The sequence below is a fragment of the Streptosporangium sandarakinum genome, from assembly GCF_050942225.1.
GTDB classification, from domain to species: domain Bacteria; phylum Actinomycetota; class Actinomycetes; order Streptosporangiales; family Streptosporangiaceae; genus Streptosporangium; species Streptosporangium nondiastaticum.
In genome coordinates this window covers 3,928,284-3,950,984 of sequence record NZ_CP192034.1, presented here as the reverse complement: position 1 = coordinate 3,950,984, position 22,701 = coordinate 3,928,284, and the positions used below count along the sequence as shown (strand labels likewise).

Sequence of the window (22,701 nt, the reverse complement as noted above, 5' to 3'; positions counted from 1 at the left end):
TTCCCGTCAAGCGCCGCTGCGCAGCCGTTCCATGGTCCTCAAGAATTGTTCCAAGTTTTCCTGGTAGACAGAGGGGTGAGTCTTCGCCAGGTGGCGAATGATGGTGACGGCTTCGGTGATGGCCTCCAGCGCCTCCTCCCTCCGCCCCAGGTCACCCAGCCGGTTGGAGAGGTTGTTCAGGCTCATGGCCAGGCGGGGCAGGAAGGTCCCGGGGTATGTCGCGGCCAGGTGGTGGAAGATGGTGACGGCTTCGGTGATGGCCTCCAGCGCCTCCTCCCTCCGCCCCAGGTCACCCAGCCGGTTGGAGAGGTTGTTCAGGCTCATGGCCAGGCCCGGCAGGAAGACCTCGGGGCGGACCTCGGCCAGGCGGTGATAGATCCGGGCGGCCTCGGTGACGCGATCCAGCGCCTCCTCATGCCGTCCCAGGTCCGACAACTGGTTGGAGAAGTCGCTCAGACTCATGGCGAGGTCGGGTAGGAAGGCGTCGGGGCGCGCCTCGGCCAGGCGACGGCGGATGGCCACGGCTTCGGCGATCACCTCCAGCGCGTCTTCGTGGCGGCCCAGCTCCGCCAGCCGATTGGAGAGGTTGTTCAGGCTTCCGGCGAGGTCAGTCAGGAAGGCGTCGGGACGCGCCTCGGCCAGGCGACGGCGGATGGCCACGGCTTCGGCGATCACCTCCAGCGCCTCCTCCCGCCGCCCCAGTTCCGCCAGCCGGACCGAGAGGTTGTTCAGACTCAGGGCGAGGTTGGGCAGGAAGGCGTCGGGGCGGGCCACGGCCAGACGGCGGTAGATCCGGACGGCCTCGGTGACCGGTTTCAGTACCTCCTCGTGCCGTCCCAGCTCCGCCAACTGGTTGGAGAGGTTGTTCAGGCTTCCGGCGAGGTCGGGCAGGAAGGCGTCGGGGCGCGCCTCGGCCAGGCGACGGCGGATGGCGACGGCTTCGGTGATGGCCTCCAGCGCCTCCTCCCGCCGTCCCAGGTCCGCCAACCGATTGGAGAGATTGTTCAGGCTTGCGGAGAGATCGAACAGGAAGGCGTCGGGGCGGGCCCCGGCCAGACGCCGATAGATCTGAACGGCTTCGGCGACAGCCTCCAGCGCCTCCTCCCGCCGTCCCAGGTCCGCCAACCGGATGGAGAGGTTGTTCAGACTCAGGGCGAGGTCGGGCAGGAAGGCGTCGGGGCGGGCCACGGCCAGGCGACGGCGAATGGTGGCGGCTTCGGTGATCACCTCCAGCGCCTCCTCCCGCCGACCCAGCTCCGCCAGGCGGTTGGAGAGGTTGTTCAAAATCACGGCGAGGTCGGGCAGGAAGGCGTCAGGATGCGCCTCGGCCAGCCGACGGCAGATCCGAGCGGCTTCGGCGGCAGGCTCCAGCGCTTCCCCACGGCGTCCCAGGGCCGCCAGCCGGACCGAAAGGTTGCTCAGGCTCATGACCAGAGCGGGAAGGTCGGCGTGGTGACGGGAGTGGTCCGCCAGGCGTGCGGTCAGCTGGGCGACCCAATCGGCCAGGGCATGGCTTGCCAGCGGAAGCTGGTCGTGCCAACGCCACAGAGTCTCGGCGTCGATGCCGGGGTCGGACAACAACCGGTGCAGGGCGTCCAGCAGCGGCTGGGGGACTTCGACCTGGGTGGCGACCTGGATCGCCGGGACGGCCAGGACCTCGGCGTGCCGCACGCACAGGTCGGTCAGGGCCTCATCCAGACGGTGGGTGAAGACGGGGTGGGCGGCGGCGCGGGCGTAGACCGTCAGCAGCCGGGTGGCCTGGGCTGGGCTCGCGGCCGGGGTGAGCCGGTCGGCCAGGTCGGCGTTGTTCTCTAGATGGCGGCCGAGGAAGCGCTCGGCGAGCCGGTCGGGCTGCAGCTGGCCCCAGGGCAGCTCGGTGGCCGACGGGTACAGGCCGCCGATCCAGGCGCGCACCCCGGAGCGGCGGTCGGCGGGCTGGTCGGCCAGCCCCGGCACCCGCTGCATCAGCGCGTCGACTTCGGGGCCGGTGGCGGCGCCCCAGCCGACCGCGGCGGCCAGCGCGTCGGTGAGGGTCTCCATGCTCAACGCCGGGTGCAGGCCGCGCCCGGTGGCGGTGGTGCGCCAGTAGCGGCGCTCGTGGACCAGCAGCCGATCCTCCACCCCCTCGGCACCCTCCGCGCCCTCATCGCTGCCGAGTGTGCCGGGTTCGTCCGGTGCGGGGGCGGCGCGGTCGAGCAGGTCGGCCAGCGCGGTCATGTGCAGGGTCAGCGCGTTGCCCAGCTCGTCGCGCCGTGCGGGGCCGGGCAGGGTGGCGGCCAGCCGCGCCCACGGGTGGCCCTGCCGGCCGGGCAGCGCCGCCAGCGCGCCGGCGAACGCGGCTGCGGCCTGCCGGTAGGCCCCGACCCGGGAGTCGGCGTCCGGCTCCAGCGCCGGCAGGTTAATCACCACGGCGCTGTCCAGCAGTTGCTCGGCGTCCCGGGAGGTCTCCGGCAGCGCCTGCCACCAGGAGCCGGCGGTGCGAGCCAGCAGCAGTATCTTGATCGGCGAGGCGCCGTCGTGGCGGGCGCAGGCCTCCAGCAGCGCACCGACCTGCTCGGTACGGGCTTCGGCGTAGTCGACGACGACGAGCAACGGCGTGGCGGCGTCCTTGACCGCGCCCAGGTCCGCAGCCGTTATCCGGGCGTCCAGCCACACCACCGCCCACCCCCCACCGGCCAGCCGGCCGGCCAGGTGCCGGGCCAGCCGGGTCTTGCCCTGCCCACCGGCGGCGTGCACCAGGCAGGCGCCGAACCCCGGCCGCTGTGCCCAGGCGTGCAGGCGGGTGAGGATCTCCTCGCGGCCGTGGAAGGGCACCACCTGCCGGTGCGGCTGCAGCAGCGCCGCCGGAGAGGCCGCCTGCGCTCCGGCGGGTTCGGCGGGTTCGGCCAGGTGCTGGTACTCGATCGGCTCCAGCACCTGATCGGCCCGGCCGGTGTGCGCGGCCAGCACCCGCCGGAAGGTCGGGTTCGCCAACAACACGTAGGCCGGCACCGCCTCCAGCCGCGCGTGCGCCAGGTGGACCGGGTCGGCGGTGATGACCCCGGCCAGCAGGTCGCCGCACGCCAGCGCGGCCCCGGACATGCCCTCCCACGGCGAGGCACCGTCCCCGGCAGCTTCGGGCGGGTGGCCGTCCGGGGTCATCACGTACCGGTCGCCGACGTAGCGGTCGCCCGGGTTCAGCGTCCCGGCGGGCTGCCACAGCTCCGCCGGACGGTCCCCGCGCTGGGCGAAGGAGGGCAGGCCCCAGCTCTCACACCGGATACCGGGCCGGTAGGTGACGGTGCGGCCCCACCGCACCACCCCGCCCGCGGGCGGCTCCCAGGCCGGGTCGTCGACGGCCACCAGCGCGGCGTCGTCGCGGCCGCCGGGTGTACCGGCCCACACCACCGCACCGCCGTAGGACCCGGCCCGCCCGGGGTGGAATACCCGCACGGCGGTGCCGGCCGGGCCGGTCACGTGCGCCGAGGCCAGCGCCAGACGCGGTGCGACCACATACCCCGATCCCCGCCCGCCGGGACGGGTGACGCCGACGACCCGCCGCACCTGCATGCCCTTCCGCCTTCCCTGTCGCCCGCCGTACGCCGTGGCCTGGCCGCACCGGCCCCCTGAGGTCAGCGGCCCAGGTGCCCCGTCACCTCACCCGGCCCGTCACCGGGGCCGGACCCGCCCCTGATCAGCAGGTCGGCGCCGTCGCGGTGCCTGGGCGTCAGGGTGACTTTGACCTTGTGCGTGCGGCCCCGGGCGACGCCGGTCTCGGCGTCGGCGGTGACGACCCACGCCTTGAACCCGCCCTTGGCCTTGGCGTCCACCTTCAGCTCCACGGTGAACTCCAGCTCGATCGGCCCCACGGTGAAGGCGATCTCACTGTCCGCGCCGCGCACCGCGGCCGCCAGCAACTCGTCCCGGACCGCCTCGACCGCGTCCGCCAGCTCGATCTCCACCACGCCTCCTCAGCACCACACGCCTGCCCGCGCGCCCCGGTACGGCATCGGCTCCGGGACGCATCATGGGATCACTCACCGTAAAGCAGACGTCCCGCCGACGCTGATGGTTTCCGCGGATCACCGCCGATCCGCCGCCGGCCCCCGGACTGGTACGGGCTCTTTCCCATTCACCGCCGACCCAGGGCGCCGACGGTGAACAAGGCTGCTCTGGTCGCGCCGTGTACCTGACCGGATCCTGGAGCGGCTTCGCCATCGCCGCGCCTGCGCTGACCTTGAATGCATTGGCCGCCACGGCAGCTGTACCGAAGGCCAGGGAGACGTTCCCTCAGGTCAGTGCATTAGGTCGGGGGAGCTCTACCGGACAGAATGAACGCTCTGTCCGGTTTCCGGGACGGCGTCTGACCGGGTCAGCGCAGCCAGACCGCTGCGGGAGCCAATCCGGCCCCACACCGGGCACGGCCATCCACAGCGGAAACCCCGACTTCCGCCCCCACCGCCTGACCAGCCCTATCAACCCTTTCCGACGTACTTGGTCTGCTCCCCTTCCACAGCGCGACGGACTGGATCAGGCGAGCAACCGGTCGACCAACCCGTCGAGGTAGTCAGGGGTGAGCGGGCCCGCGCCGAACAGGACGCGCATGTAGATCGGCGCCAGGAGATGGTCCAGCACCTCCAGTACGTCAGGCGGGTCCTCGCCGCGGTCGCGGGCGCGGTCGAGCACGGCCTGCAGCTGGCTGGTGCGGTCGGCCAGAAGCTCGTCGCGCGCCTGAAGGCCCTGCTGACCCTCGCCTGACAGCGCGAGCGTCAGCCGCACCAGCGCCAGACCGTCGGGGCCGGTGACCTCGCGGGCCACGTTGGCGGCGTGGGTCCGCAGGTCGCCGGCCAGGCTGCCGGTGTCAGGCATCGGCGACTGCGCGTTGAGCCGGGTCAGCAGCACATCGCTGAGCAGGGCCTGGAGGTTCCCCCACCGGCGGTAGAGGCTGGTGTCGGCCACGCCCGCGCGGGCCGCGATGTCGCCGACCGTGAAATGTCCGTAGCCGCGCTCCCTGACCAGCTCGGTAACGGCTTGATGCACTGCCGCGCGGACCCGGGCGCTGCGCCCGCCGGGCCGCTTGACCCGCCCCTGCTCATCCATGCGTCCACCTTAACGCAGTTGGGACTTGCGTTAGCGCCTGAGAGGGTCTACGTTAACGCAGTCACTAACTGCTTTTAGGAGAGATGCACGTGAGAGCGTTACTCACCCTGACCTGCGCAGGTCAGTTCATGGTGCTGCTCGACAACACGATCGTCGGCGCCGCCCTGCCCGACATGCAGCAGCGGCTCCACACCGGGCTGACCGGCCTGCAGTGGATCGTCGACGCCTACGTGCTGGTGGTGGCCATGCTGTTGCTGTCGGGCGGCGTCTTCGCCGACCGGTTCGGCCGCAGGCGGGTGTTCCTGGCCGGGGTGGTGGTGTTCACGGCCGCGTCGGTGGTGTGTTCGCTCGCGCCCTCGATCGGCTGGCTGATCGCCGGGCGAGTGTTGCAGGGCGTCGGCGCCGCGGCGTTGAGCCCCGCCTCACTGGCGCTGCTCGCCGCCGCGTATCCCGCCCCGAGGGAGCGCGTCAGAGCGATCGGGTTGTGGGCCGGGTTCAGCGGCATCGGCCTGGCCGCCGGACCGCTGGCGGGCGGGATCCTGGTGGAGTCCTTCGGCTGGCCCGCCATCTTCCTGGTCAACGTGCCCATCGGGGCGGTCCTGCTGCTGGCCGGGCTGCGCGTGCTGGGGGAGTCCCGCAACCCGAGCGCGCCGCCCATCGACGTCCCCGGCACGGTCCTGTCCGCCGCGGGCGTGGGCGCTGTGACCTACGGCCTGATCGAGGGCGGTTCCCGAGGCTGGACCTCGCCGGTGATCCTGGGCGGCTTCGCCGCCGGACTGGTACTCCTGGCCGCGTTCGTGGTGGTCGAGGGCCGGGTGCCGACGCCGATGCTGCCGCTGCGGCTGTTTCGTCAGCGGCTGTTCACGGTGTCCAACACGGCGATGGTCGTGGTCGGGTTCGCGCTGATGGGGTCGTCGTTCTTCTTCTCCCAGTTCTTCGTCTACGTCCAGGGCACTTCGATCCTGGTCGCCGGGCTGCGGACCCTGCCCACCTCGCTGGCCATGGTGATCGTCAGCCTGTACGCGGGCCGGCTCGCGGCCAGGTACGGCTTCCGCGTCGTCGTCAGCATCGGCCTGGCGCTGGCCGGGCTGGGGCTGCTGGCGCTGGGCTTCGTCCACGCCGATACCGGCTATGGGAACGTGTGGTGGCGGCTGGCGGTCGTCGGCATCGGGTTCGCTCTCACCATGTCGCCGCTGACCGGGGCCGCGATCCAGGCGGTCAGCCCGCAGGAGGGCGGCCTCGCCTCGGGCGTCAGCAGCACCACCCGGCAGATCGGCGCGGTGCTCGGCGTGGCGGTGCTCGGGGCGATCGTCCACACGCGGGAGTCCAGCGGCGCCTCCTTCGAGTCCGGCCTCAGCAGCGCCTTCCTCGCGGCGGGTGCCGTGACGCTGGCCTGCGCCGTGTTCACCGGCCTGTGGCTGACCGCGGCCCGGACGCCGAGGGACGTCCAGGCCGAACAGTCAGGAGGTCAAGCAGTCGCTGACAGCTCCTCCCAGTCGGCCCACGTCTTGAGCCGCTCGGCGTAGGTCTGCTGGGTCATTCGCAGCGGCGAGCGAGCCGCCGGTCATGGGGTGCCGTTAAGAAACGTCCGAGCCTCCACCGCCTGACCCCACTCGAAAGCCGCAGCCTCTCCGGCCGTCCTCCCTGGGGAAGAACGGCTGGTCCCTGGCGCCCTGTGGGCTCCACCGCCCCCGGACCCCCGCGCCGCGGACGCGCCGTCAGCCCACCGGGCGTGCATCTCCCCACCGCACACGGCGGACGACGCATCCGCCTCGTGCCAGAGACAGAGCACCGTGCCGGCTTCCTCCCGAAGGCGTCCCCAGACCCGAAGTAGGCCGATCGTTGCAGGCCAGGGGCGTGTTCCGAACGGCGCGGAGGCTGGGATTTCGGCGGCGGGAAGGTGATGCTGAGATGTGGCCGAATCCGCTCAGAGAACATGACCCCTGCGCTGACCTGCGGCCATGCCACTTCAGAAAGCGGACAGAATCAAGATTCTGAGTGGTCGGCGCTAGTTGGCGGCTGGGGACACGTTCGGGAGCGGAGGGCCGAAAACGGACGTAGGACGCCTGGAGCGGCCGCCAGGTTGCCTGCGGCCCGGGGCTCCACGCCGGCACGCCGGCATTCCAGCGTGCTGACATGCCAGCGTAGGAGGCGCATGTGGGGTGTGCATGAGGCATGTGGAGGCAGATACGCCCGCCCCTACGTGGGGTGTACGGCGCTTCCGCCGGAGGAGCTCGCCGACTACATCGCCACCGCCCATGACCCGGCCTGGCTCGCCCTCCTGCACCACGGCCAGGCGTCCAGCTCTAGACGAGTAAGTCCTAAGTCGGGTCAGTGGTCGTAGGCGATCGCAGTGGCGCGGATCCGGTCGAGGCCTCGCGGATCCACCTCCCGCAGCCCCTTCACCAGGGTGTCGACGCCCTCCTCGGGAACACCCTCGGCGCGCAGCCCGGCCAGCGTGTCCTTCTCCCACCAGACGCGGACCGCGGGAGTCCGGATCACCCCGACCCCCGGTCACTCGGCCGCCGTGAAGTAGACGGCCGGATCAAGGGAGTTGAGCGCGATCCAGCGCTGCGCTGTCGCTTCGGCGGGTGCTTGGCCGCCGCCCGCCGAAGCGCGGAAGAAGCCCTGCACGTCGAGAGCGATGCGGGGATCGTCGTCGATGCGCCGCGCCATGTCGTAGTAGACGGCCAGCTCATGGACGCACCGCGGGGTGGCGGCCGGGCAGGAGCAGTCGACGCTGTCGAGGACCGGCGCAGGCGGATGACCCGCGTCGGCGATCGCGCGGTACAGATCGTCGGTGAGCAGGGGCTGGATGCCGCTCAGCTGACGGGAGATCCCGGCCGTCGCCCCCGCGGACATCGGCGCGACCTCGATCGTGACCACCGAGGTGCCGCGGCCTCGGTGCACGACGGCGCGCACGGTCCGGCCGTCGAACGTGATCTGCACCTTCCCGTCGCGCGCCATGCGCCGCGCACTCGGCAGCTGGGGATCGGGACGGGTCTGGCGCAGCGACTCGGCGAACCGGACCCAGTCCTTGCCCCACTTCGTGTAACCGTAGTCGTGGTCGGCCATGGTCAGTTGACTCGCTTCCGGCGCAGGACCTCGATGAGACGATCGTCGTCCAGGCGGGTCAGCTCGGCGACGCTGGACATATCGGTGATGTCCGACAGTGCGGATTTGCGGTCGTGCATGGCCGCGATGTGCTCCTCGACAGTGGTCCCGGTGGTCAGGGTGGTGACGGTGACCGTGCGGGTCTGACCGATCCGGTGGACCCGGTCGGACGCCTGAGCCTCCACGGCCGGGTTCCACCACCGGTCGAAGTGGATGACGTCGGCCGCGCGCGTGAGCGTGAGCCCGGTGCCCCCGGCCTTCAGGCTGAGGACGAGCACCTTCGGACCGTCATCGGACTGGAACCGGCGGACGATGCCGGCCCGTTGCTCCTGGTTCAGGCCGCCGTGGAAGAACGGCGTACTCACCCCGAACTGTTCGGTGAAGTGCCGGACCAGCAGCTCACCGGTCTGCCGGTACTGGGTGAAGACGAGGGTCGGAGAGTCGTTCTCCAGATTGCTGGCCACGATGTCGGTGCACAGGTCGAGCTTTCCCGACCTGCCCGACAGCTCACCGAGGTCGTCCGTGATCAGGCCCGGATGGTTGCAGACCTGCTTGAGCGAGGTCAGGACCGCGAGCACCCTGGTCTGCCGCTGGGCGCCGCTGCCGAAGCCGTCGTCGATGACCTGCTCCAGCAGCCGGTCGTACAGCCTCTCCTGCTCCTCGGTGAGGTCGCAGATGAGATCGGCGTGGATCTTGGGCGGGAGCGACACCGCGACCTGGGACTTCTTCCGCATCAGCACGACCGGTTCGATGGCCCCGCGCAGCCGGGCGGAAGCGGCCGGGGAGCCGTCCGCGATCGGCCGCACGAAGCGACGGTGGAACTGCGTCCGGTTCCCGAACAGGTGCGGTGCGACCAGGTTGAGCAGGGCCCACAGCTCGTCGAGGTGATTCTCGACGGGCGTTCCGGTCAGGGCGATCCGCGCGTCGGCCGCGATGGTGCGCGCGGCCTTCGACACCTGCGTACGGGGGTTCTTCAGGACCTGCGCCTCGTCGAAGGCCGCGGTGCTCCACTGGATCCCCGCCAGGGCCGGGCTGTGTGTGCGCAGCGTGGGGTAGCCGGTGAGCACCACCGTGCCGCCGTCCACCGCGGGCAGTGGCCCGCCGCGCCAGATCGTGGCCCGCAGGCCGGGTGCGAACCGCCCGATCTCGTGTGCCCAGTTCCCCACCAACGACGTGGGACAGACCACCAGTTGCGGCCCCTTCTCGGCCCGTCCGGCGACACAGCCGATGGTCTGCAAGGTCTTGCCGAGTCCCATCTCGTCGGCCAGCACCGCGCCGCCGTGCGTTTCGACGGTCTCGCGCAGCCAGCTCACCCCGCGCACCTGATACGGGCGCAGCTTGGCGGTGAGCGCCGTGCGCATCTCGGCCCCCACCGCGGTGGTGCGGCGGAAGACGCCGCTCGCGTGTTCCGCTGTCGTGACGGCGACCCCCGTGGCGTCGGGGACCGCGTGCGCGGCGATCGGCAGAGCCGGCTCGCCGCCCGCGATCCACGACCGCCAGACGTCCACCGACCGGCCCGGTGAGTCGAGGGGCACGGCCACGAGCCGGTCCGGCTCGATCAGCACGCAGTCGACGTCGGACACCTTGAGCCTGCCGGGGTCCGGTGTCGGAACGACCAGGGGGACGGTCTGGACGTCACCGACCGGCGGGGCCGCCCCCACGGCGCCGTCGGCCCAGGTCCACAGGGCGAACATGTGCCGGTCGGGCAGGTACGTGGCCTGACTGCCCGACCGCGCCTCGGGGAGTCTCTGCCTGGTTCCCATGGCGTCAGCGGGCGCCCGCGTAGTCGCCCTCGCGGGCGGTCAGGTCCTCGGCCCCGGCCCGGTGGCCGAAGCGGTCGCCCAGCGCACCCGCGGTGAACATCGAGGTGGCGAAGGCCGGCGTGTACGAGCCGGTGGCCCACTGCAGCTCGGCCGGGCCGGCGTTCAGCCCACGGACCGGGTCCGCGAGGGTCTCCAGGGTGGTACTCAGGACGGTGTTGTCCAGCCAGATCAGCAGTGAACACACCATGAGAACGACAAGAATCAACTGCTGCCTGGACTTCGGCAACATGGATGTGGTCATGAATACCTTCGGACGCGGTCTGGAAAAGCTGACGAGCGGACCGTAGACAACCATCGGGCGCGTGTCAATTCCCGGGTGGCCGGTAACGGTCGGCGATTTTCCAGGGCCCCGAGGGCATGCCGCCAAGTGTTCTGTCAATTCTTGGAGATGTGAGCGGACCGGCGGCTCGGTGCGCCCCCGTGGGCATACCGCCAAGCGCTCTGTCAATTTCTGATCCCGTTGTTTGACTTCGCGTGAATTTCGTGCCCCACCCCGTGCTCTGCCTCTGCTCCGCGCCCTGTCCCGCCCCGCGTGGTGGTGGCCGCTGAGAACTAGGAGTACGTGGCCAGGATCCGGTGATGCCTTGGCTCCTGGATGGCCACCGGCACCGTGTCCCGCGTCGTGCACCGCACCGGGGACAAGAAGGGGGTGGGCGCCGGCGCCGGTGCGGCCGCTCCCGGGGCCCGTCCTGGGGCGCCGGGAGCGGCAGAGCACCCAGGACGGGCCCCATGCGAGCGGTCCTTTCGGCCTGCCGGTTCGACAGGCCGGACGTTCTTCCCCGCGAATTTTTGAATGGGAGGATTGGAATTCGCCCGGGTCGGCGGAACAGAAGTCGCCGGGGTATGCATAGAGAGGCAGGGGGACGGAGCCGACCGCATTCTCGCTATGTAAGACCGAGAATGGTGAAGGGGCGTTCGGAGTGGTCTCAAGCCTAGTAGGATGACGAGCTCAATCGGTGGAATGAATTGGCCTTGAGGGTGGCTCGGCTTCTTGGAGAAGGAGCTCCGCGAACACTTCCCCTGGCGTTTTGAATCCCAATGGAGCACGGGACCGGCCGTTGAGCCAATCAGCCATGGCCCGAAGGTGTTGTAGATCTCCTGGGATTTCCGTCGATTCTGGCAGGTGATCACAGATGAGGCCGTTGGTGTTTTCGCTGGTCCCACGTTCCCAAGGGGGAACGGGCGTGGGCGAAATGGACGGGCATGTCGGTCCGGAGGGTGAGGGCGGCGTGCTGGGCGAGCTCGGTGCCCCGGTCCCAGGTGAGGAAGCGACGCAGGTGGCCCGGCGGGTCCTTGACGGCATGGAAGAGCGCGCAGCACACCTCCTGGGCCGCCCTTCCCAGCCAACCCGAGAAGGCCTGACGACGAAGATGCTCTCGACCGCCTTGCCGAGTTCCTCGATGGCCTTGCAGGTGGGGTGCTCGGGGCCGCCACGGGTGAGGCGGCGCAGCTGGAGCCCCAGCCTGGTCAAACCACCCAAGAGGACCCAGAACGCTTAGCGCACGATCTGACACGGATGTTCCTCGATCCCCGGGTACCGCTCGGGGTGCGCCGAGCGAGATCGATCCTGAAACGGTGAATCCTTTCGCGGTGCGGGAGCCTCTTATGGGATGACGGTCATGCTGGGAAGGGGATTCGGATGAGTGACGTCGTGATGCCGGCCGTAAGGCAGGCACTGTTCACGGCCTCGTTCCGGTGGCAAGGGTGCGGACGTGGCTGACCGCGGCTGGGTGAGCACACGGCTCATCGAGGCCGCCCAGGCCGGTGATCGAGAGTCGATCACCGCGGTGGTCCATGGCGCCCATTCTCATGTGCGGCGCTTCGCGGAGCATCTTTGTGCGTCCCCGCAGGACGCCGAGGACGCCGCGCAGGAAGCGCTGATCATTCTCTACCGGAAGATCGGTTCGCTCCGCGCCACCGGAGCACTGGCATCGTGGATGTTCAGAATCGTCCGGAACGAGTGCCTGCGCCGGGCGCGACTGCTGGTCGATCGCCATGACGAGGCCGGCGCCGGTCTGGTGACGTCGGCCGAGGAGGAGGTCATCCGGCGTCTGGAAGCCGAGATCGTCGCGCAGGCGATCAGGGAGCTGCCGGACGTTCAGCGCAGAGTGCTGATCATGCGGGACGTCCTGGGCTACCCGGGGCGGGTGGTCGCGGAGAGGCTCGGCCTGAGCAACGCCGCGATGAAGTCCCAGCTACACCGGGCACGCAGCACGGTACGGCTCGGCCTGGGTGGAAAGACCGGCGCCACGGGCGGCCGCACGACCCAGGAACCCACCAGCGCCTGACCTGAGCAGGCCATGTTTCCACAACCCGAGTTGAAGAGGAGTTCCGCCATGCTTGAAACCGGATCGCCCGCGCCTGACGTCGTACTGGAGGACACCGACGGCCAGGCCGTCCGCCTGTCCGGCCACCAGGACGATCACGCCGTGCTCATCTACTTCATGCGGTCGACGTCGTGCCCTGTCTGCAACCGGCACGTCCAGGACCTCATCCGGCGCCGCGACGAGCTCGCCGCCGACAACGTCCGGGTGTTCGTCGCGGTTCCCGAGGACCGCCGGGCGGCGGCCGAATGGAAGGCCAGGCGTCAGATCCCGTTCCCCGTCCTCACCGGCCGCCACGGCACCCCGCACGAGATGATCGGCCTGGGCAGAAAGGTCTTCGGCTCGCTGCAGCAGTCAGGCAGCGTCCTCATCGACTCCCAGGGCATCGTCCGCCACGCTCACGGCGCCACCATGCCCACCGGCGGCTACGACAGGAAGGCGATCACCGCCGCCGTCCAGGCCCTCCGCACACGTGGGTGATCTGCATGAGGAGCCACATCTTTCGGCGTTCAGGCGCCGATGCCGACGACACAGGTCGCAGACCAGGTCCAAGGCGTCCTGCGGGTGCCGGTGGACCAGGGCGCGATCTTGCCGTGTGGAGACGTGTCAGGCGTACACACCGGCACGTGCCGGGCAATGTCGGTGGGTCATCTGCGAATATCGGCCGGAGAAAGACCGCCGGTGCCCCGCTGTCGCGCATGTTTGATCATGCCGAACCCGCCGGACCGGTGTTCACCGCACCTGTCCGCTTTTCCGCGGGATGCCTGCTGTTACGGTAGAGCGCGGTGCGCCGGGAAGTCTGGTCGGCAATGTCCTTTGACGTCGGTCCAGATGGAGGCGCCGTGGTACGGCAATCGGCGAAGCGTTCGGTCAACGGACGCCGCCCGTACGGGCCGGGTCATCAGTGAACGCCCTGTTGCCGGCCTTCGCCGGCGTGCTGCTGGTGGCGGTCCTGCTGTCCAGCCTGGCCCATCGCACGATCCTGTCCACGGCGGCGCTGTTCCTGGTCGCCGGGTTCGTGCTCGGCGACGGCGTCCTGGGCGTGGTGTCGATCACCGCCGGCGACGAGGTCGTCGGCACGTTGGCCGAGCTGGCGCTGTTCGCGGTGCTGTTCACCGACGGCATGCGGGTCGGCTGGGCCGACCTGCGCAGCGCCTGGCGGCTGCCCGGCCGCGCGCTCGGCTGGGGCCTGCCGCTCACCCTGGTGATCACCGCGCTGATCGCGCACTACCTGATCGGCCTGGGCTGGATCGAGTCCCTGCTGATCGGCGCGGTCCTGGCCCCCACCGACCCGGTCTTCGCCGCCGCCCTGGTAGGCAACGAGAAAGTGCCGCCCCGGCTGCGCCAGCTGCTCAACGTCGAATCCGGCGTCAACGACGGCCTGGCGCTGCCGTTCGTGATGGTCTTCCTGGCTCTGGCCGCCGGCTCACGCAACCTGCATCTGGGCGAGCTGGGACTCGAACTCGCCCTGGGTCTGATCATCGGCGTGGCCGTGCCGTGGCTGGCCATCAAACTGGAGCAGACCCGCTGGTTTTCCGCCTCCACCGCCTACGAGCCGCTCAACGCGCTGGCGATCGGCCTGCTCGTGCTGGCGCTGGGCAAGGCCACCCACGGCAACCTGTTCCTGGCCGCCTTCGCCGCCGGCATCACGGTCGCCACCTTCGGGCAGCGGCAGCGCGAGGCGTTCGAGCACTTCGGTGAGCTGATCGCCGAGTTGTTCAAGCTGGCCGCCCTGCTGGTGTTCGGCGCGCTCATCACCCCGGCCCTGCTGGGCGCGGTCGGCTGGACCGGCTGGCTGTTCGCCGTCCTGGCGCTGGTGGCGGCCCGGCCCATCGCCATCTGGGTCTCTTTCCTGGGCTCCGGCCTGTCGGTGCGGGAGCAGGCCGCGGTGGCGTGGTTCGGGCCCAAGGGGTTCGCCTCCGTGGTGTACGGCCTGATCGTGCTGTCTTCGGGCATCGCCGCGGCCGGCCAGGAGTTTCAGCTGATCGCGGTCACCATCGTGGCCTCGATCCTGCTGCACTCCTCCACCGACATCGTCGTGGCGCGCTGGTTCGACGACGAGCGCGACGTGCCCGCCTGGTACGGCGTCGCCCGCCGCCTGCGCGACCGGGTCCGTCAGGAGCCCACTCCATGAGCACGGAGGCGCGGGATCGCGCACCGCGCTGGAGCCGTGCCCGCCGTCCGGACCACCGCGGTGAGCGAACGCCGCGGTGACGTCGTCGCGGTCGACGACGTGAGCCGCGCGTAGAGCCCGGAGGCCTCTACGCGCTGCCCGGCCTTTTCGTAGCGGCATGTCCTGCTGGAGGTCCGCACCAGGGAACGTCTTCCCTGAAGACTGACCATTTGGTTAGCATGCTGACCATGCGATCAGCAGATGAGGATCTGACCGCCCGGGCTCGGATCAGGAACGCGGCGCTGGAACTGTTCGGCGCCGAAGGCGTCAACCGGGTGAGCCTGCGGGCGGTCGCCTCCCGCGCCGGCGTCTCCCACGCCCTGGTGCTGCACCACTTCGCGACCAAGGAGGGCCTGCGCAAGGCGTGCGACGAATACGTCATCTCGCTGGTGCGCGGCGGCCCGGAGGCCGACCTCGGCGATACGGCCGGGCTGGCGGCGATGCTGGAGGCCGGCACCGCGGTCCGGCGCTACCTGGGCCGGGCGTTCCTGGACGGCACCCCGCAGGCGGCGGCGCTGTTCGATGAGATCGTTGAGGCGACCGGACGCTGGCTGGACCAAGGGGTCGGTGAGGGCTGGGTGCGGCCGAGTGAGGACCCGCGCGCCCGCGCCGCACTGTACGTGACGTGGCTGCTGGCGCCGCTGGCGTTCGGCGAGCACCTGTCGCGGGCGCTGGGTGTGTCCGATGTGCACGACATGGGGGCGACGCTGCGCTTCTCCCGCGCGGGCATCGAGATCTTCACCCGCGGGGTGTTCGCCGACGAGCGCGTCCTGACCGCCTGGGACGCGGTCGAAAGGGAGCGGGAAGCGCGATGAAGGCTCTCATCGTCACCCACGGCACGCGCGGAGGCGTCCAGCCGTACGCCACCCGCCCCGGTCGCAGAGGCGCCTGTCCGCCGACGGGCTCGCCGCCGCCATCGGCCGTGCCGTCACCGACCCGTCCATGACCCGCGCCGCCGCAGCACTCGGCGAGCGCGTCCGCACCGAGAACGGCCCCGCACAGTCCGCAGCGACTCTGGAGACCCCATGAGCCCATCTTTCGCCGATCTGTTCACCGCCCGCGACCGGGACGCGTTCTGGTCCGCCCTGGCGGCGGACGGGCCCGTCAGCCGCGGCCACTACCTCGACGGCACGGAGATCTGGCTGGTCACCGGCTACCCGGAGAGCCTGACCGTGCTGACCGACCCGCGCTTCAGCAGCGACGTGGCCAAGCAGTCCGCGATCGACGTGGCCGGCGCGATAGGCCTGCCCGAGGACGTGGCCCCGTACCTGATGCGCACGCTGGGCGCCTACGACCCACCGGACCACACGAGGCTGCGGCGGCTGGTGTCGCGGGAGTTCACCGCCCGGCGGGTGGAACGGCTGCGCCCCCGCATCGAGCAGATCGTCGACGACCTGCTCGCGGGACTGCCCGAGGAGTGCGACCTCATCGAGGACTTCGCCTACCCACTGCCGATCCGGGTCATCTGCGAGCTGCTCGGTGTCCCCGAGGCCGACCTCGATGTCTGGCGCGGCTGGGCCGCCGACCTGAGCGCACCCGACCTGGAGCGGATCGCCGGAGGAGCAAGGGGCCTGGTCGGCTACATGGCCGAGCTGATCGAGCGTAAACGGGAGCGCGGCGGCGAGGACCTGCTGTCGGCCCTGACCGCGGTGCGCGACGGCGACGGCGACCGGCTCGGTGACGACGAGCTGATCGCGATGTCCATCAGCATCCTGATCGCCGGTCACGAGACCACGGTCGGCCTCCTCAGCCAGAGCGTGCATCTGCTGCTCACCCACCCGGACCTGCTCACCTTCCTGCGCGCCGACCCGCAGCGGATCCCGGCGGCGGTGGAGGAGTTCCTGCGCTGTACCGGCCCGGCCGAGATCGCCGTCATGCGCTACGCGCTCCAGCCGGTCGAGCTCGGCGGCACGGTGATCCCGGCGGGTGAGGCCGTGCAGGTGGTGTACGCCGCGGCCAACCGCGACCCGCGCCGCTTCGACGGCCCCGCCCTGCTCGACCCGGCCCGGCCCGACAACGGGCACCTGGGCTTCGGCCACGGCCTCCACTACTGCCTCGGCGCCGCCCTGGCCCGCGCCGAGACCCAGATCGCGCTGCGCTCCCTGCTGGAGCGCTTCCCCCGGCTCGCCCTCGCCGTGCCGTCGGCTGAGATCACCTGGCAGCCGGGCATGAAGCGCGCGCTCACCTCGTTGCCGGTCCGCACCTGTGGACGACCATGAGACCCCGGATACGCGGGCGGCTCGCCGTAGCCGAACGCGAACCGGGCCGCGAGCGCGACGGCGGTCAGCGCCTCAAACGCCAACGTGAACGCCACCACGTTGCCGATCACCCGGCGCAGGCCGCTCAGTCGCGGGGACTTGGTCTCGGCCTGGGCCCACATCCGGGCGCGCAACCCGGCCCTTCCGGAGATCATCATCGCGAACAGGGTGGCCGGCGTCATGATGCCCAGGAGACGGCGGGGTCGGCCCTGCCCACGAGACGATGGTCGATGACCGTCTGGGTGTACGCGCGAGTCTCGACGCGTGATCAGAACCCGCAGTTCCGGCTCGACGCCCTGGTGGCCGGCCTTCAGATGGCGTGGTCCACCGGATCGGGCGCCAAGGTGCTGCGCGACCTGTCTGGCGTCAGGGACGAGCGCCACGGGATGATCATCCCATGGCGGATGTGGTCTTCTTCGATCTGGACGGCACCCTGGTCGATCACCGAAGCGCGGTCTGGGAGGCGATCGGCCAGATCGTCCGGGCCGCGCCGAACGCGACGGTCTCACCGGAGGAGCTGGTGACGTTGTGGTGGACGCTGGAGGGACGCCACATGCGGGAGTACCTGGCCGGTCAGTGCTCCTTCGCCGAGCACCATCGACGCAGGCTCCGCTCCTTCCTGCCCGCGCTCGGTGAACCGGTCCCTGAGGATCCCGGCCTCCTGGACGCCTGGATCGCCGAGCGCTACCTCACCGCGTTCGAGGATTCCTGGCGGTGCTACCCCGACGTCGAGCCCTGCCTGGAGAACCTGAGACGGCTTCCCCGGGGACCGCGTCTGGCCGTTCTCACCAACGGGGACCCCGCGCAGCAGCGCGCCAAGCTCGCCCGCTTCGGCCTCCTGGAGTACTTCGAAGCCGTCCTGACCCCGACCGAGCTCGGTGCGGCCAAGCCCGTCGCCTACGCCACCGCCTGCCGGTGGATGCGGACGGACCCCGGGCAGGCGGTCAACGTGGGCGACATGCTGGAAAGCGACGTGAACGCGGCCGCCCTCGCCGGACTCACCGGCATCTGGCTGGACCGCGGCATCGACTTCGTCACCGGTGGACCATCGCCGGCGGCGGACGAGACGGTACTCCGCATCGAACGCCTCACCGACCTTCCCGGCCACCTGCCAGGTCCGAACGCCTGACCGGCCCTTCGGACCTCGGCGTGGTCGGAGGGCGGGGAGTCCGGTCTTCTCCCCGATGGCCTCGGAGACGCCTCTCCCGGCCTGGTGGAGTCGGCGGATCCGTTCCCGATGGTCCCGAGGGGAATCGGTCTTGATGATCCGTGGGGCGGCGCCTTCGCCCACCGCGGCCGCGTCCTCAGCCGAGGCGGTCGGCCTGGTCGAGCAGGTACCGCCGCTCGATCTGGTTGCCGGTCAGGGAAGCCGCCTCACGATACAGCCTCGCCGCGTCCTCCGCGTCACCGGTCATCCGCAGCAGGTGCGCGCGCACCGCGCGTTCGCGTTGCCGGATCAGCGGGTCCTGGTCGAGCTGGAAGCGGCGGTTGAGGTCGTCGAGCAGGGCCAGCCCTCGGGCCGGCCCGTACGCCTTGGCCACCGCCACCACCCGGCTCAGCCGTACCGGTGGGGTGGGGTTGAGCCGTTCGAGCCACAGATAGAGCGCCGCGATCTGCGGCCAGTCGGTCTGCTCCGGCGCGGTGGCCGCGGCGTGCACGGCCGCGATCGCCGCCTGCAACCGGTAGGGGCCGGCCTCGCCGCGGTTCCAGACGCCGTCGATCAGCTCGGTGCCCTCGCGGATGAGCTCGGCGTCCCAGCGCGTCCGGTCCTGCTCGTCCAGGGGCACCAGTTCGTCGTGGCCGCCGGTGCGGGCGGGACGGCGTGCCTCGGTGAGCAGCATCAGCGCGAGCAGGCCGGTGACCTCGGCGTCGGCGGGCAGGGACCGGTGGAGCATGCGGGTCAGCCGGATGGCCTCGCTGGTCAGGTCGACGCGGGCGAGCAGGTCGCCGGCGGAGGCCGTGTAGCCCTCGTTGAAGATCAGGTAGAGCACCTGCGTCACGGCGGTCACCCGGCTGTCCCGATCGGCGTCGGTCGGCGGGGTGAAGCGGGCGCCGGCGCGGGCCAGCTGCTGCTTGGCGCGGCTGATCCGGGTACCCATGGTGTTCTCGGTCATCCCGTAGGCGTGCGCGATCTCGGCGGTCGTCAGGCCGCCCACCGCGCGCAGCGTGAGCGCCACCTGGGAGGTGGTGCTCAGCGCGGGGTGGCAGCAGAGCAGCAGCAGGGCGAGGCTGTCGTCGGTCTCCTGCGCGGGGTCCGCCCGGCGGGCCGGTTCCTGCATGGCCAGTTCGGCGGCGCCGGCCTCCTGCTCACGCCGGCGCCGGGCCTGGTCGGCGCGGAGCAGATCGACCATCCGCCGGTAGCCGATGCGGATCAGCCAGCTACGCGGGTTGTCCGGCACGCCCTCGGCCGGCCAGGTGCGGCTCGCGGCCAGCAGTGCCTCCTGCACCGCGTCCTCGGCGACCTCGAAGCGGCCGAAGCGCCGCACCAGCGCACCGAGCACCTGTGGCGCCTCGACGCGTAACAGATGCTCGATGTCGGTGTTCATGCCAGGTGCGCCTTTCTCCCGGTGACGACGGTCTCCCGCCCGCGCCGGGCGCCGCCCGGCCTGGTCGGTCACGCGGTGAGGTCCTCGCCGCCGGCCGGCTCGCCGATGGCGATCGGCTCCCGCTCGGACTTCCGGCAGGCGGCGAACATCGCCGACGCCTCCCCGGAAGGGGTGTCAGCGGTCGCGGCGTCCCAGACGACGGCCGGGGTGCAGCCGGGCGGCGGGTACTTCACCGCTGTTCCTTTTCGTGGTCGTGCTCGGGCCAGCTTAGGCGGAACGGCGCAGCCGCAGTGCGACGACGGTCGTCCAGGTGAAGGCGACCAGGCCGTTGACGGCGATCTGGATGCTCATGTGCTCCGGCGACATGGGCAGCAGCAGGACGAGCCCGGCGGCGCCGCCGGCGATGGCCGGCGGCGCGGCTCGGCGGCGGGCGCATCGGACGGCCAGCACGATGGCGGCGATGGCCAGCGAGGTGAAGGAGACGGCGGCCACGGCCGAGTGCGCGATGCCGTGCCAGGACATCTGGGCCACCGGCCCGTCGGGGGTTCCGGCGGGGAACCCTTTCTCCGGGTCCATGGTGAACAGGCCGGCGGCGATCATCCCGGCGCCGAAGATCCCGACGAGGATGGGCAGCGCCCGCCGGCCGACCCCCTCGGTGACGGTGCGCCCGATGCCGGTGGCCAGCGCCACGCCGCCCACGCCGGCGAGCACGAACGTGGTGATCTGTATCCAGCCAAGGTCGCCGGTGGCGAGCTGGCTGATCGGATGACGGGTGATGTCGAAGCCCTCGCGGGTGAGCATCTGGACGATCGCCGAGGTGAAGAAGACCGGCCCGGCCAGGGCGCCGGCGAGCAGCAGGCGGTGGGATGAGCGGCGGACGCCGGGAACGCCGGCGGTGGTCACGGTGGTGGCCATGGTTTCCTCCTTGGTGGGATTCCTGCCGCTACCTCGGGGTGGAATCCGGCATCTCGACACGATCCCGATGTGATCTGAAGCACACCGGAGGCGTATCGAGGCTCGCGGGCCGCCTCCGGGGTGCCGGCGAGCACTCACCAGGACACACGAGGAGGACGGGACGCGACGCCCGGGCGCCGGCCCGAAGGCCCTGAACCGTCCGGCCGGCACCTGGACGGTCGCCGGGCACCGGAAAATCCAGGAAAAGCCAGCTTTCCCCGGCATAGGGTGCGGCCGTGGACAATCTTGAAAGGCTCGTCATCACCAGGCGGCTGCGGGTCCCCGTCGACGCTCCCGCCGGCGCCGTACCGGGCTGGGGGGAGACGGCCGCCCGCCAGCTCGACGCCGCGCTGCTGAGCGTCGGCTTCACGTGCTCGCCGGCCCTGCTCGGCCGCCTGGCGGAGCTGCCCGGCGAGACCGTGGTGGATCTGGGCGTGCGGGTCCTGGCCGCCGTCCGGGAGCTGGTGGGCGACCACGTACGGCACAACGCCTACTTCATCGACTTCCCCGCGAACGTGCCGGACACCCTGGAGTTCTGGGCCGGACTGATGCGGGAGGCGCTGCTCGACCCGGTCGCCGCCGACCGCGTCCGGCCGCCGGTGCTCGACCTGCTGACCCTGCCGGGCTACGGCCGCTACCGGCACTCCTACGCCGACCTGCTGGCCGCGCACGCCGAACTGCTCCCGCTGGCCGCCGACCGGGTGACCGTGCTGGAGCTCGGCGGGAGCCTGGAGGCGGAGGCGGCCGGGCTCTACCTGTCGCTGGCGGGCGCGGAGACGCCGCTGGCCGCCGAGGACCTGGCGGCGTTGCGCGCCCTGGCCGCGTTCTGCGCCGACCGGCCGGAGCAGCCGGAGCGCATCCCGGTGCGGGAGAACCGCGCCGTCGTCAACGAGGCACGGCTGACCGCCGGACGGCCGCTGCTCGTCGACACGGTGACCGACGTGCTGCGGCTCGCCTGCGGCTGCTCCGGGGGCGACGTCACGCTGGCCGTACCCACCCGGTTCCGCTCGTTCCGCCGAGCCGAGCGGCGGGCCCTGCTCGAAGCCCTGGACGCCGTCGCCTCCCCGGCCGCGCTCGGCGACGTGCCGCGCCACCGGGAGCGATGGAAGCGGCTCGGCGAGCGGCTGCACCCCCACGAGTACCCGCACCTGAAGCGCGCCGCCCGCGTCTTCGAGGCGGCCAGGGGCGAGCGCCGAGTGGTGAGCCTCGACGGCCGCGTCGAGGCCGCCCTTTCGGCGGGCCGTACCGCCGAGGCCGTCGAGCTGCTGGGGAACGCGCCCGGCGCGCTGCTGCGCCGCCTGGACCACCTGCTGCGCACCGGCTCCGCGCCGGCCGTGCTGGACGCCGCGGAGAAGGCCGCGGCGGGCGCCTCCGGCCGCGTGCTGCTGTCCCTGCGCGAGCACCTGCAGAACCGGCTCGCCCCCGCCGCGGGCCGCGTCTTCACCAACCGGTACGGCAGGGCGTGGACGACGCCCGACTCCCGCCCGCCGCTGGCGCGGGAGTTCCTGACGCGGGCGCTCGCCGTCCTGGACGAGGAGATCATCCGCCGCCTCCCCGACCCCGGCGAGCTGATCGTCGACCCCGACGTGCTCGACGTCGCCCTGCCGCTGTCCGGCAAGGCCGTCGCACCCGGGATCGGCGTGCTGCCCCGCGGCTCGCTGTCGGCGGTGGACGGCGAGCTGTTCCGGTTCTTCGTCCACTGGCGGCAGGCCGCGCGGCGCACCGACTACGACCTATCGGCGCTCATGCTCGACGCCTCCTACGGCGACCCCGAGCACATCTCGTGGACGAACTACGGCACCGGCTTCGCCACCTACTCCGGCGACCTGGTCGAGGCGCCCGACGGCGCGTCGGAGTTCATCGACATCCGGCTGGCCGAGGCGACCCGGCCGATCATCATCCCCCAGGTGAACATCTACGGCGGGGAGCCGTTCGACGAGGCCGCCGAGGCGTTCTTCGGCTACATGACCAGGGACGCCGCCCAGGAGGGCAGGCCGTTCGAGCCGCGGACCGTGCGGATGAAGTCCGACCTGCGCGGGTCGGGCCGGGTCGCCCTGCCGTTCGTCCTGCTGCGCGAAGACGACGGCCGGTGGCGGGTGAAGTGGCTGCACCTCTACCTGAAGGGGTTCCCGCGCTTCAACCAGGTCGAGGGCAACCGGGTCACCACCTCGCTACTGGCGCGCTCGATCGTGGAGCGTGACCACCTGCGGGTCCGGTATCTCGCCGACCTGCTGCGGGCCAGGGGTTCGGCGGCCGATCACACCACCTACATCGGGCTGGAGACGCCGGCCGATCCGCCGCCGGGATCGCGGGTGTACACGCCCGGGACGCTGCACGAGCTGATTCCCGCCTGATACGGTTGGGGCCGCGAGGCCATGGGAGGGCTTCCTTCTCTCACCTTTTAGTGAAAACTCCAGTTCTCCCGCCTTC

At 71.2% G+C, this 22,701-nt stretch carries 18 protein-coding genes; 8 read left to right on the top strand and 10 right to left on the bottom strand.

All coding sequences use genetic code 11. The features are described from left to right. Positions 1 to 6: 6 nt before the first annotated feature. The 3 genes from ACQP10_RS18260 to ACQP10_RS18250 all read right to left on the bottom strand — a co-directional run bounded on the left by ACQP10_RS18260 (position 7) and on the right by ACQP10_RS18250 (position 5,079). Positions 7 to 3,549, bottom strand: a complete 3,543-nt coding sequence (locus ACQP10_RS18260) for a tetratricopeptide repeat protein (protein ID WP_433541784.1) — start codon at positions 3,547 to 3,549, stop codon at positions 7 to 9. 62 nt (positions 3,550 to 3,611) lie between these two features. Further along, positions 3,612 to 3,941: a trypco2 family protein gene (locus ACQP10_RS18255; protein WP_433541783.1), complete on the bottom strand. Its 330-nt coding sequence runs from the start codon at positions 3,939 to 3,941 to the stop codon at positions 3,612 to 3,614. A 568-nt stretch (positions 3,942 to 4,509) separates the two neighbouring features. After that, positions 4,510 to 5,079 (bottom strand): TetR/AcrR family transcriptional regulator, encoded by a 570-nt coding sequence (locus ACQP10_RS18250; RefSeq protein ID WP_346021532.1) that lies wholly within the window; start codon positions 5,077 to 5,079, stop codon positions 4,510 to 4,512. 89 nt (positions 5,080 to 5,168) lie between these two features. Between ACQP10_RS18250 and ACQP10_RS18245 the strand changes: the two genes are divergently transcribed. Beyond that, the gene (locus ACQP10_RS18245) at positions 5,169 to 6,605 is read left to right on the top strand and encodes an MFS transporter (RefSeq protein ID WP_399500745.1); all 1,437 of its coding nucleotides are present in this window, start codon (positions 5,169 to 5,171) and stop codon (positions 6,603 to 6,605) included. Positions 6,606 to 7,410: 805 nt separating this feature from the next. On the opposite strand, the gene ACQP10_RS18240 is transcribed toward ACQP10_RS18245, so the two are convergent. Genes ACQP10_RS18240 through ACQP10_RS18225 form a run of 4 tightly spaced genes read right to left on the bottom strand, consistent with a single transcriptional unit; the run spans position 7,411 to position 10,203 of the window. Then, the gene (locus tag ACQP10_RS18240; RefSeq protein WP_433541782.1) at positions 7,411 to 7,581 is read right to left on the bottom strand and encodes a hypothetical protein; all 171 of its coding nucleotides are present in this window, start codon (positions 7,579 to 7,581) and stop codon (positions 7,411 to 7,413) included. Positions 7,582 to 7,593: 12 nt separating this feature from the next. Next, the gene (locus ACQP10_RS18235; protein WP_346021534.1) at positions 7,594 to 8,154 is read right to left on the bottom strand and encodes a hypothetical protein; all 561 of its coding nucleotides are present in this window, start codon (positions 8,152 to 8,154) and stop codon (positions 7,594 to 7,596) included. Positions 8,155 to 8,156: 2 nt separating this feature from the next. After that, positions 8,157 to 9,956, bottom strand: a complete 1,800-nt coding sequence (locus ACQP10_RS18230) for a DEAD/DEAH box helicase (protein WP_346021535.1) — start codon at positions 9,954 to 9,956, stop codon at positions 8,157 to 8,159. A 4-nt stretch (positions 9,957 to 9,960) separates the two neighbouring features. Next, on the bottom strand, positions 9,961 to 10,203 hold the full coding sequence (locus tag ACQP10_RS18225) for a hypothetical protein (protein WP_433541781.1): 243 nt from the start codon (positions 10,201 to 10,203) through the stop codon (positions 9,961 to 9,963). A 1,525-nt stretch (positions 10,204 to 11,728) separates the two neighbouring features. On the opposite strand from ACQP10_RS18225, the gene ACQP10_RS18220 reads away from it, so the two are divergent. The 6 genes from ACQP10_RS18220 (at position 11,729) to ACQP10_RS18195 (ending at position 17,900) form a co-directional block, all read left to right on the top strand. Beyond that, positions 11,729 to 12,304 (top strand): RNA polymerase sigma factor, encoded by a 576-nt coding sequence (locus ACQP10_RS18220; protein WP_346021537.1) that lies wholly within the window; start codon positions 11,729 to 11,731, stop codon positions 12,302 to 12,304. Between the two features lie 48 nt (positions 12,305 to 12,352). Further along, positions 12,353 to 12,820 (top strand): peroxiredoxin family protein, encoded by a 468-nt coding sequence (locus tag ACQP10_RS18215; protein WP_346021538.1) that lies wholly within the window; start codon positions 12,353 to 12,355, stop codon positions 12,818 to 12,820. A 424-nt stretch (positions 12,821 to 13,244) separates the two neighbouring features. After that, entirely contained in the window at positions 13,245 to 14,474 is a 1,230-nt protein-coding gene (locus tag ACQP10_RS18210) for a cation:proton antiporter (protein ID WP_390001964.1), read from the top strand. A gap of 227 nt (positions 14,475 to 14,701) precedes the next feature. Beyond that, on the top strand, positions 14,702 to 15,328 hold the full coding sequence (locus tag ACQP10_RS18205) for a TetR/AcrR family transcriptional regulator (protein WP_433541780.1): 627 nt from the start codon (positions 14,702 to 14,704) through the stop codon (positions 15,326 to 15,328). A gap of 210 nt (positions 15,329 to 15,538) precedes the next feature. Then, positions 15,539 to 16,732: a cytochrome P450 family protein gene (locus ACQP10_RS18200; RefSeq protein ID WP_433541779.1), complete on the top strand. Its 1,194-nt coding sequence runs from the start codon at positions 15,539 to 15,541 to the stop codon at positions 16,730 to 16,732. Positions 16,733 to 17,168: 436 nt separating this feature from the next. Continuing rightward, positions 17,169 to 17,900, top strand: a complete 732-nt coding sequence (locus tag ACQP10_RS18195) for an HAD family hydrolase (protein ID WP_399500741.1) — start codon at positions 17,169 to 17,171, stop codon at positions 17,898 to 17,900. 175 nt (positions 17,901 to 18,075) lie between these two features. Here ACQP10_RS18195 and ACQP10_RS18190 read toward each other — a convergent pair whose 3' ends face one another. The 3 genes from ACQP10_RS18190 to ACQP10_RS18180 form a co-directional block, all read right to left on the bottom strand. After that, on the bottom strand, positions 18,076 to 19,317 hold the full coding sequence (locus tag ACQP10_RS18190; RefSeq protein WP_346021543.1) for an RNA polymerase sigma factor: 1,242 nt from the start codon (positions 19,315 to 19,317) through the stop codon (positions 18,076 to 18,078). A gap of 68 nt (positions 19,318 to 19,385) precedes the next feature. Continuing rightward, positions 19,386 to 19,550, bottom strand: a complete 165-nt coding sequence (locus tag ACQP10_RS18185; protein ID WP_346021544.1) for a hypothetical protein — start codon at positions 19,548 to 19,550, stop codon at positions 19,386 to 19,388. Between the two features lie 34 nt (positions 19,551 to 19,584). Next, positions 19,585 to 20,232 (bottom strand): DUF998 domain-containing protein, encoded by a 648-nt coding sequence (locus tag ACQP10_RS18180; protein WP_399500740.1) that lies wholly within the window; start codon positions 20,230 to 20,232, stop codon positions 19,585 to 19,587. Positions 20,233 to 20,507: 275 nt separating this feature from the next. Between ACQP10_RS18180 and ACQP10_RS18175 the strand changes: the two genes are divergently transcribed. After that, positions 20,508 to 22,625, top strand: a complete 2,118-nt coding sequence (locus ACQP10_RS18175) for a hypothetical protein (protein WP_433541778.1) — start codon at positions 20,508 to 20,510, stop codon at positions 22,623 to 22,625. Positions 22,626 to 22,701 lie beyond the last annotated feature (76 nt).

Bases quoted from the DNA above. Each gene is read 5' to 3' on its own strand.
- ACQP10_RS18260 (WP_433541784.1), bottom strand. From the start codon at position 3,549: ATGCAGGTGCGGCGGGTCGTCGGCGTCACCCGTCCCGGCGGGCGGGGA.
- ACQP10_RS18250 (WP_346021532.1), bottom strand. From the start codon at position 5,079: ATGGATGAGCAGGGGCGGGTCAAGCGGCCCGGCGGGCGCAGCGCCCGG.
- ACQP10_RS18235 (WP_346021534.1), bottom strand. From the start codon at position 8,154: ATGGCCGACCACGACTACGGTTACACGAAGTGGGGCAAGGACTGGGTC.
- ACQP10_RS18230 (WP_346021535.1), bottom strand. From the start codon at position 9,956: ATGGGAACCAGGCAGAGACTCCCCGAGGCGCGGTCGGGCAGTCAGGCC.
- ACQP10_RS18225 (WP_433541781.1), bottom strand. From the start codon at position 10,203: ATGGTGTGTTCACTGCTGATCTGGCTGGACAACACCGTCCTGAGTACC.
- ACQP10_RS18215 (WP_346021538.1), top strand. From the start codon at position 12,353: ATGCTTGAAACCGGATCGCCCGCGCCTGACGTCGTACTGGAGGACACC.
- ACQP10_RS18205 (WP_433541780.1), top strand. From the start codon at position 14,702: ATGCGATCAGCAGATGAGGATCTGACCGCCCGGGCTCGGATCAGGAAC.
- ACQP10_RS18200 (WP_433541779.1), top strand. From the start codon at position 15,539: ATGAGCCCATCTTTCGCCGATCTGTTCACCGCCCGCGACCGGGACGCG.
- ACQP10_RS18195 (WP_399500741.1), top strand. From the start codon at position 17,169: ATGGCGGATGTGGTCTTCTTCGATCTGGACGGCACCCTGGTCGATCAC.
- ACQP10_RS18190 (WP_346021543.1), bottom strand. From the start codon at position 19,317: ATGAACACCGACATCGAGCATCTGTTACGCGTCGAGGCGCCACAGGTG.
- ACQP10_RS18180 (WP_399500740.1), bottom strand. From the start codon at position 20,232: ATGGCCACCACCGTGACCACCGCCGGCGTTCCCGGCGTCCGCCGCTCA.